This window comes from Micromonospora sp. CNZ280, assembly GCF_011759515.1.
Genome location: NZ_JAAOYP010000001.1, coordinates 3,091,035 through 3,097,753, shown reverse-complemented (window position 1 = coordinate 3,097,753; position 6,719 = coordinate 3,091,035). Strand labels below are relative to the sequence as shown.

Here is a 6,719-nt window from a genome sequence, read left to right as displayed (position 1 = left end):
ACCGGCCCCCTACGACGCCGAGGGCAACGCCGTCCGGTCGATCGGTCCATACGCGACGCGCAGGCCGGCGATGGCGGCACGCCGCAGCCTGACCCGGCGGGGCCTCGTCGTCCGTGTTGAGCAGGCATACCCCAACTGGATTCCGTTGCAGGGAACGGAGATCGAGGCGTGAGCAACCCGAACGGCGCGAAAGGCAGCCGGTGGGAGCGGGCGCTGCGCGTCTTCTTCCGCGCCGCCTCGATCAAGGCATTCAAGCCCTACGCCGAGGGCCGGCACGACGTCGGCGACCTGCACGGCCTCTCGCCCTTCATCGGTCAGGCGAAGGACTGGCGGTCGTGGGAAGACGCGATCCGGCTCGGCCTCGACGGCGCGGAAAAGCAGCGCGTGCACGCGGGCGAGCACTACGGCGTCACCTTCGTGAAGCGCGCCCGCCGCTCGACCGGCGACGGGTACGCGGTGATGCGGGTCGCGACGTTCGCCCGCGTGCTGCGCCGACTGCGGCGCGCTGAGGCGATCCTCGCCGAGATCGCCGGCCCGTCCGACCTCTACGAGGGGCACCTCGCCCAGGTCGAGCGCGACCTCGAGACCGACTTCGATGCCCTCGCTCGCGAGGCGAACAAGTGACGCCGGCCCGGCCGACTCGACCCGTGCCCGTGTCTCCGTCCCGAAAGGACATGATCTGTGACCCTCGATAGCTTCCTCGGCCGCTTCGCCGAGGTCGTCGACGAGCCCGACGGCTGGGTCGTTCCCTGCCCGGCGCACGCGGACTCGCGGCCGTCGCTCCGCGTCGCAGTCGGCGAGAGCGGCTCGCTCCTGCTGAAGTGCCGCGCCGGCTGCGCGACGCCGAAGGTGCTCGAGGCCCTCGACATGACCTTCGCCGACCTGGGCGCGATCGAGCTCGGCGAGGTGCAGGCCCGCGCCCGCTCGACCGACAAGCCGGCCGGCCCTGCGGAGGTCGCCCGGCTCGCGGCGCAGCTCGACAAGTACGCAGCGCATCTCGTCGGCGACGACCCGGTCGAGCCGACCGAGGGCATCCGCTACGCACACGACCGCTTCGGCGTCACGCTCGAAGACGCGCGCCGCCTCGGCCTGGGCCTCGCCCGCGACCTCGGCGGAGGCCCGCGCCTCGTCGTGCCCTTCCGCGACCGGGCCGGTGTGCCCCGCGGCTTCCAAGCCCGCGCCCTCGACCCAAAGGCGAAGGTGCGATGGCTCGGGCCGAAGTCGCCCGACGGTGCGAGCTGGGCGAAGGTCGGCTATCTGCCGGGCGAGTCCGGCTGGGCCGAGCTCATCGTCACCGAAGGCCCCGGCGACGGCCTGACCGCCTGCGCGGTCGGCTATGACGTCGCCTTCGTCCGCGGAGCTGGCCTCGCCGCGTCGGTCGCCGACGAGGTCGTCGAGCTCGCCGACGGCCGCCCGGTCGTGATCTGCGGTGACGCGGACGCGGCCGGCGACGGCTTCGCCCGGACGCTCGGCGCGGAGCTCGCGAAGCGCGGTCTGTCCGTCCGCAAGGTGCGCCCGCCGGCCGACGGCGACGACCTGACCGACTGGCGCGCCCACGACCCGGAAGGCTTCGCTACCGCCTTCATCCGGGCGGTGACCAATGCGCAAGACCCCGGCGGTCTGCGTACCCGGATGGCGGCGTGGACCGACGCCGACCTGACCGACGTCGCCGCGGCGCGCCGGCTGAAGCGGCACTTCGAGGACGCCGGCTCGGGCGTGCGCTACTCGCCCGAGGCTGGCTTCTTCCTGCTCCGCGACGGCGTATGGCGACCCGACCGACTCGACGACGTGCGCACGCACGCGCAGATCGTCGCCCGCTCGATCTGGGACGAGATCGGCGAGCTCGTCGACGCCCTCGAGGCCCTCGAGCAGGCCGGCGACCCGGACGGCGAGGCGGCGAAGCTGAAGCGTCGGATCGGGCAGCTCCGCTCCTTCGCGAAGCACGCCAACTCAACGAAGGGCATCGACGCGATGACGAAGGAGCTCCGCGCCCTTCAGGGCGTCGCGGCCGACCTGGGCGACTTCGACCGGCACCATCACCTGCTCGCGTGCCGGAACGGAGTTATCGACCTGCGGACGGGCGAGCTGCTCGAGCACGACCCGGCGCTTCTCCTGACCCGCCGCGTCGAGCTCGACTACGACCCCGAGGCGACCGCCCCGCGCTGGGAGCAATTCCTCCGCGAGGTCTTCCCGAGCCCGACGAAGCACGCCGGCTTGCCCGACTACATGCGTCGGCTCGTCGGCTACGGCATCACCGGGCAGACCGACGAGCAGTGTTTCGCGGTGCTCTGGGGCAAGGGCGCGAACGGAAAGAGCATCTTCACCGACACTCTGACGGAGGTCTTCCGGGAACACTCCGTTACGACGCCCTTCTCGACCTTCGAGGAGCGCCCGTCCGGCGGCATTCCGAACGACCTCGCGAGCCTGAAGGGTGCCCGGCTCGTCTTCGCCGCGGAGGGCGAGCAGGGCCGGCCGATGGCCGAAGCGATCCTGAAGCGGGTAACCGGGCGCGACCTGATCTCCGCGCGCTTCATGCGCAAGGAGTTTTTCGAGTTTCGGCCGACCTTCCTCCTGATGCTGGCGACTAACTTCCGGCCGCAGTTCCGAGGGCAGGACGAGGGCCTCTGGCGGCGCGTGAAGCTGATCCCCTTCGAGCGCTACTTCGCACCCGAGGAGCGCGATCACCGGCTCGGCGAGAAGCTCAAGGCCGAGGCGCAAGGCATCCTCGCCTGGGCCGTCCGGGGCGCGGTCGAGTGGTATCGGGACGGCCTCGCCGACCCGACGCCGATCGTCGACGCGACGAAGGAATACCGGCAGACCTCCGACGCCCTCGCCGGCCTCCTGCCGGGCGTGCTCACCTACGACGCCGAGGGTCGGATCACCGGGAAGCTAGCCTACGACGCCTATCTCGCGTGGGCGGACGAGGAGAACCTCCCGCCGAAGGAGCGATGGACGCGCCGGACGTTCTTCGGCGCGCTCGAGGAGCGCGGAGCCGAGAAGAAGAAGAGCAACACGGGCGTCTACTTCCTCGGCATCCGGCGGGCGAAGCAGAGCGACGCCCAGGGCGACGACGCCCCGGCCGGCGACCGTACACCCGAGCGCGCTCCGGCCGACTTGAAGAGGGAGAGCGAGACCCCGACGAGCGGACCGTCGCTCGAGAGCATCTTCGAGGAGGCACAGTGAAGCACTACCTGATCGAGATCGGAGACGTCGGGGCGCGCCTGACGCTGACCGCCGAGCAGGCCGACAACTACCGCTACCTCTTCGAGGTGCTCGAGGAGGCGAACGACGGCCTGCCGGTCGCCTCGATCGAGGAGGCCCCGTGACCGCCCCGGCCGACGACTGCGGCGTCGCCGCCGGCTGCGGCGCGTGCCCGCTCGGGCGGGCGGGCGTCTGCGGCGACCCGGTGCCCGGCGGCGTACAGCTCACCATCGAGGGCGCGCTCGCCGAGGCAGCCGACGCGTACGTCGACGAGGCGCTCGCCCGGATCGGTCGCGAGGTCGCCGACATGCCGGACGTCGACCCGGCCGAGCCGACGCCCGAGGGTGCTGGCTGCTGCGGCGGTCGCTGCGGCTCCGGCCTCGAGGTTGTCATCACCGACGAGGGCGACCCGGTGCTCACCAACTGAGCGACCCGACCCGCGAAGGGCCGGCTCTCCCGCGAGGAGGGTCGGCCCTTCCTCTGTCCGAAGGAGCTCATCTTGACCCGCCTCGTCTACTTCACCGCCGATTGGTGTGCGCCCTGCCGACGCTTCGGTCCGCTCCTGAAGGCGGAGGCCGAAGCCCGAGGGCTGCGCGTGCAGCGCCTCGACGTCGACGACTCGGCGAGCACCGCGCAGGCGTACGGCGTGCAGTCGGTACCGACCGTGATCGCCCTCCGCGACGGAGAGATCGTCGACCGCTTCGCCGCGCTCTCCGCGCCGCAGCTACGCGAGCGCCTCGACGCCCTGACCGCCTGACCTGAGAGAGGAGCGCCTCGCGGTGCTGACCCTGACACACGCCGTCGCCGGCACGCCCTGCGCGATTCACTTCCTCGAGCGCCGCGAGGAGCTGCGGCACTTCGAGGCGTTCCTCGCCCAGGGCGACAAGGTGCTCGCCTTCGACACGGAGACGACCGGCCTCGACGTTTACACGCCCCGCCACGGGCTGCGGCTCGCGCAGTTCGGCAACGCGCACGAAGCGTGGGTACTGCGCACCGATCTCTTCGGCGACGCGGTCGCCCGCGCCCTGCGGCAGCCGCGCGCCTTCGTAGTCCACAACGCCGCCTATGACCTGCTCGTCGCCGACCGGCACCTCGGCGTCACTGTCGAAGAGCTCGGCGGTCGCGTCTTCGACACGCGCATCTTGGCTCACCTGCTCGACCCGCGCGCCGAGAGCGAGGGTGGCATCGGCCTGGGCCTGAAGCCGCTCTCGGCGGTCTACGTCGACCCGGACGCCCCGGACACGCAAGCCGGCCTGACGTCGGTCTTCCGGTCGCTCGGCTTCACGAAGGAGACCGGCTGGCGCGGAATCCCGATCGATCACGAGACCTACGTGCGCTATGCCGGCCTCGACGTGCTCCTGACTCGCCGGCTGTTCGACGAGATCGGCGCGATCGTGCACGAGGTCGGCCTCGACCGGCTGAGCAAATTCGAGCATCACCTGCAAGTGCTGCTCTGCCTGCTTCAGCGCAAGGGAATGCTCCTCGACGTCCCCTACGTCGAGAAGCTCAGCACGCGACTCCGCGAGGAGGCCGAGCACTACCGGGCCGTCGCCGCCCGGTACGGCGTGAGCAACGTCAACTCGACCGCCCAGCTCGCCGAGGCGCTCGAAGCGATGGGCGAGAAGCTCACCGAGCGCACGCCGTCGGGCGCGCTGAAGGTCGACAAGAACGTGCTCCTACCGCTCGCCGATCTCAACCTTCAGTGGGAGCGGATCGAGGCCCGGACGCCGAACCCGCTCGCCGACGCGGCGCTGCGGTCGAAGCGCTCGGAGAAGTGGGCGACGTCCTACGCCGACGCCTTCCTCGACCTGAAGGACGCGGGCGACCGCCTGCACCCGATGATCGGCGGCTTGCAGGCCCGCACGGCGCGGATGAGCGTCTCGCGCCCGCCGCTTCAGCAGCTACCCTCCTCGGACTGGACGATCCGCCGGTCGTTCATCGCCGACCCGGGGCAGGTCGTCATCGCCGCGGACTATCAGGCGGTCGAGATGCGCGTGCTCGCGGCGCTCTCCGGCGACGAGACGATGAAGAAGGCCATCGCCGACGGCGTCGACCTGCACAGCTTCACGGCCGAGCGGGTCTTCGGCCCTGACTTCACGAAGCAGCACCGGAAGATCGCGAAGGCGGTCGGCTTCGGCAAGGTGTACGGGGGCGGCGCGGCGACGATCACGCGGCAGACCGGGGCCGACCTCGAGAGCGTGAAGAGCGCGCTCGCCGCGTACGACTCGACCTTCCCGGGCATCAAGCGCTACTCGCGCCGCCTGATGAACCGGGCCGAGTACGGCAAGAAGGAGGTCGTCACCGCCTCCGGCCGGCACCTGCCGCTCGACCGCGACCGGCTCTACGCGGCGACTAACTACGTCGTACAGAGCACCTCGCGCGACCTGCTCGCGCAGGCAATCGTCGACATCTTCGACGCCGGCCTCGGCGATCACCTGCTCTTGCCAGTGCACGACGAGCTCATCGCCCAGGCCCCGGCCGGCGACGCCGAGGAGGTGATCCGCGAGATCGGCCGCCTGATGGAGAGCACCTTCTACGGCGTCCGCATCGAGAGCGACCCCGAGGTGTACGGGCCGAGCTGGGGACACGGCTACGGGGCGACCGAGTGAGCGCCCCTCCGCTACTATCGAACACCTGTACGAAGGAGGCACTGTGAAGCCGGCCGACCTCGACGTCGACCCCGACGAGCTCCGACTCCGCGACCTGCTCGACGAGCTGCGGCAGGCCGTCGACGGCGTCGCGGAGCTCATCCCTGCGGCCATCGATGCGCAATGGTCGGCTGCGCCGGTCGCCCGTCCGAGGGAAGATACCTCCGAACGGGCGAAGGGCCTGCGGTCCGATCCGACCGCAGACATCGTTACCGACCCGGATCGCTTGTCGTTGCGTACTCACATACTTCACACTGTGCGCGTGGTCAGGGCCGCCGGAGTTGCCCTCCGAGACGCGCGATCGGGCCTTGCACAATCACTGGAACCGTGGCAAGGAGTGACGGGGGCATGACGAAAGGAGTCCCGCTTGCGGGACTGAAGCGGAGGGCGCGCGTCTACCTCGTCGCGCCCTCGACCGGCGAGCAGTGCATCAGGGTCGCGACGCACGGGCCGACCTTCGACGCGCTCGTCGAGCTCGGCTACGACGTCGTCGTGACTGCGGCCGTGCACGAGAACACCGGATGTGTCGACGACCTCCTCGCGGCCGTCGACCTCGACCTCGACACGCTCCGGCATAGCGACTACGTCGTCGTCGCCCCCGGCGGCGAGCACCTCCTCGAGACCCTCCTCGCCCCGGCTCTCGGCCTGCCGGTGCTGCACCTCGCCGACTTCGCGGAGCTCATCGCCGCCTAGATCGGCCCTCCTCGCTACGGCCCTCGGGACTACAACCCGAGGGCCGTAGTCGTATGTCTATACCTCGACATAGTGATCTAGGCCACACATGATCGCGGTACTTGCGTGTGTCGCCTTACGCGTGGATAGTTGATCGCACGCACGCCGTCTGGCCTGCGGATTGAAACGCCCGTACGA

Annotated in this window: 8 protein-coding genes; all 8 read left to right on the top strand. The window is 70.6% G+C overall.

The genetic code is table 11. From position 1 onward, the window contains the following. The first annotated feature begins 168 nt into the window (after positions 1-168). The 8 genes from FHX32_RS14915 to FHX32_RS14880 all read left to right on the top strand — a co-directional run bounded on the left by FHX32_RS14915 (position 169) and on the right by FHX32_RS14880 (position 6,542). Positions 169-624, top strand: coding sequence for a hypothetical protein (locus FHX32_RS14915; RefSeq protein WP_167182007.1), 456 nt, complete (start codon positions 169-171; stop codon positions 622-624). Positions 625-681: 57 nt separating this feature from the next. Beyond that, positions 682-3,183, top strand: coding sequence for a phage/plasmid primase, P4 family (locus FHX32_RS14910; protein ID WP_167182004.1), 2,502 nt, complete (start codon positions 682-684; stop codon positions 3,181-3,183). After that, positions 3,180-3,326 (top strand): hypothetical protein, encoded by a 147-nt coding sequence (locus FHX32_RS14905; protein ID WP_167182001.1) that lies wholly within the window; start codon positions 3,180-3,182, stop codon positions 3,324-3,326. Before FHX32_RS14910 ends, FHX32_RS14905 begins: the two co-directional genes overlap by 4 nt. Continuing rightward, the gene (locus FHX32_RS14900; RefSeq protein WP_167181998.1) at positions 3,323-3,628 is read left to right on the top strand and encodes a hypothetical protein; all 306 of its coding nucleotides are present in this window, start codon (positions 3,323-3,325) and stop codon (positions 3,626-3,628) included. The genes FHX32_RS14905 and FHX32_RS14900 overlap by 4 nt, the downstream gene beginning before the upstream one ends. Before the next feature lie 72 nt (positions 3,629-3,700). Beyond that, positions 3,701-3,958 carry a thioredoxin family protein gene (locus FHX32_RS14895; RefSeq protein ID WP_167181995.1) on the top strand — a complete coding sequence of 86 codons (258 nt, stop codon included), beginning with the start codon at positions 3,701-3,703 and terminating at the stop codon, positions 3,956-3,958. 22 nt (positions 3,959-3,980) lie between these two features. Continuing rightward, the gene (locus FHX32_RS14890; RefSeq protein WP_167181992.1) at positions 3,981-5,810 is read left to right on the top strand and encodes a DNA polymerase; all 1,830 of its coding nucleotides are present in this window, start codon (positions 3,981-3,983) and stop codon (positions 5,808-5,810) included. 43 nt (positions 5,811-5,853) lie between these two features. After that, positions 5,854-6,201 carry a DUF7169 domain-containing protein gene (locus tag FHX32_RS14885; protein WP_167181990.1) on the top strand — a complete coding sequence of 116 codons (348 nt, stop codon included), beginning with the start codon at positions 5,854-5,856 and terminating at the stop codon, positions 6,199-6,201. After that, complete coding sequence (locus FHX32_RS14880) at positions 6,198-6,542, top strand: hypothetical protein (RefSeq protein ID WP_167181988.1); 345 nt, start codon at positions 6,198-6,200, stop codon at positions 6,540-6,542. Before FHX32_RS14885 ends, FHX32_RS14880 begins: the two co-directional genes overlap by 4 nt. Positions 6,543-6,719 lie beyond the last annotated feature (177 nt).

Coding starts and splice junctions, on each gene's coding strand:
- FHX32_RS14880 (WP_167181988.1), top strand. CDS start 6,198: ATGACGAAAGGAGTCCCGCTTGCGGGACTGAAGCGGAGGGCGCGCGTC.